Source organism: Kineosphaera limosa NBRC 100340, assembly GCF_000298215.1.
Classification (GTDB): Bacteria; Actinomycetota; Actinomycetes; order Actinomycetales; family Dermatophilaceae; genus Kineosphaera; species Kineosphaera limosa.
The window spans coordinates 1-2,411 of the sequence record NZ_BAHD01000071.1; the positions used below are offsets into that span (position 1 = coordinate 1).

A 2,411-nucleotide genomic window follows, 5' to 3' on the forward strand; every position below is an offset into this window, starting at 1 on the left:
CGCCGACCGGCGTCTCCGCCGCTGCCGCCGCGGCGCAGCCGGGTGTTCCGACGGCTCCCAAGGAGGCGACCCAGGCGGCCGCCGCCGCGCAGAACGCCGCCGCCGCGGCAGCACCCAAGGCCAATGAGGCAAACAAGCCTGTGCGTTCGGTGGCCGACTCCAGCATCCGCGTCGACGTCGACCTGCTGGACTCGCTGATGAACCTCGTCGGCGAGCTGGTGCTCTCGCGTAACCAGCTCGTGCAGCGCGCCGCGGCCAGCCAGGACCAGGAGCTGCAGCGCTCGATGCACCGGCTGTCGCTGGTGGCCAGCGAGCTGCAGGAGGGCGTCATGAAGACGCGCATGCAGCCCATCGAGAATGTGTGGAGCAAGATCCCGCGCGTCGTGCGCGACCTCGCCAACAGCCTCGGCCGGCAGATCCGCGTCGAGATGGAGGGCAAGGACACCGAGCTCGACAAGACGATCCTCGAGGCGATCAAGGACCCGCTGACGCACCTGGTGCGTAACAGCTGCGACCACGGCATCGAGATGCCCGAGGATCGCGTGGCCAAGGGCAAGCCCGCCGAGGGTGTGCTGCTCATGAAGGCCTTCCACGAGGGCGGCCAGGTCAACATCGAGATCATCGACGACGGCGCCGGCATCAACCCGGAGAAGGTCAAGGACAAGGCCGTCGAGAAGGGCCTCATCAGCCGCGAAGCGGCCGACCGCATGTCGGACCGCGACGCGGGCCACCTCATCTTCAAGGCGGGCTTCTCCACCGCCGCGGCCGTCACGAACGTCTCCGGTCGGGGCGTCGGCATGGACGTCGTCAAGACGAACATCGAGAAGATCGGCGGCGTCATCGACGTCACCAGCGAGTTCGGCAGGGGCACCACGACGCGCATCAAGATCCCGCTGACGCTGGCGATCATCCCCGCGCTGCTGGTGCGCGGCAAGGACAACATGTTCGCGATCCCGCAGGTCAACCTGCTGGAGCTGGTGCGCCTGGACCGCGAGCAGGCCGCCGAGCGCCTGGAGACCATTCAGGGCACGCCGGTCTACCGCCTGCGCGGCGCCCTGCTGCCGCTGGTCGACCTGCGCGAGCAGCTCGGCGAGGAGAAGGGCGACTCGGACACCACGTTCATCGCGGTGCTGCGCGCCGACCAGCGCCAGTTCGGCCTCGTCGTCGACGACATCGAGGACACCGAGGAGATCGTCGTCAAGCCGCTGGGCATCCAGTTGCGCGGCATCGACCTGTACGCCGGCGCGACCCTCATGGGTGACGGGCGCGTGGCGCTCATCCTCGACACCGTGTCGCTGGCGGCTCGGGCCGGCATGGTCAACGACGGCTCGGAGGCGGCCAAGCGCGCCGCCGAGGAGGCCGCCAAGCTGGTACGCAGCGACTCGACGTCCCTGCTGGTCGTGCGGCTGAGCAACGGGCGCCGGGTGGCGCTGCCGCTGAAGTGCGTGGAGCGCCTCGAAGAGTTCCCGATGACTCGGGTCGAGACCGTCGGGCAGAACCAGGTCGTGCAGTACCGCGGGGGTCATCCTGCCGCTGCTGCGCCTGTCCGACGACTACGGCTCGTACGACGAGGTCGGGGAGGACGCCGCGCTGCAGGTCGTCGTGTGCCAGCACCGCGGGCAGCTGTTCGGCTTCGTCGTCGCGGCGGTGCTCGACATCGTCGAGGACGACCTGTCGATTCGCACGCACTTGGACACGGGCGGCAACCTCGGTTCGGCCGTCGTCAACGAGCACGTCACCGAGCTGCTGAACATCGACAATGCGATCGCCGGGATGATCGCGCCGGAGACCGACGCCTACACGGGCGCCACCGACTACTCCGCTTACGCCTGATAGGGGTCTGCACGATGGCCAACCAGTACTGCACGTTCCGCCTCGGCGGGCACCTGTTCGGGGTTCCGGTGGAGACCGTCCAGGAGGTGCTGCGCGAGCAGGACCTGACCAAGGTTCCCCTGGCGTCCAAGGAGGTCAGCGGCCTCATCAACCTGCGTGGGCAGATCGTCATCACGGTCGACCTGCGCGAGCGCATGGGCCTGCCGCGGCGCGAGGAGGGCGACGAGATGACGAACGTCGTCGTGCGCACCTCCGGCGAGACGGTGACCTCGCTGCTCGTCGACCGCATCGGTGACGTGCTCGAGCCCGACCTGGACCGCTTCGAGGCCCCGCCGGACACCGTCACCGGCCGCGTGCGCGAGCTCGTCACCCGCGTCTGCAAGCTCGACCGCGAGCTCATGCTCGTGCTCGACTGCGACAAGGCCGTGGACGTAGACGCCGCCGCCTGACGCCTGGCTACCCAGAGAGCCCGCGCCCCACTCCAGGGGCGCGGGCTCTCCGCGTGCCAGGCGCGGGCCCCGGGCTTCCCTCGGCGGCCCAGCTCAGCCTGCCCGGACCCACGCGCCCACCTGCCGAAC

Annotated in this window: 1 protein-coding gene; it reads left to right on the plus strand. The window is 69.6% G+C overall.

Annotation, left to right across the window (positions count from 1 at the left end; genetic code table 11):
• The coding region (locus KILIM_RS17280; protein WP_006594023.1) for a chemotaxis protein CheA at nt 1-2,282 on the plus strand (2,282 nt) is incomplete at its 5' end.
• Nucleotides 2,283-2,411: the final 129 nt, after the last annotated feature.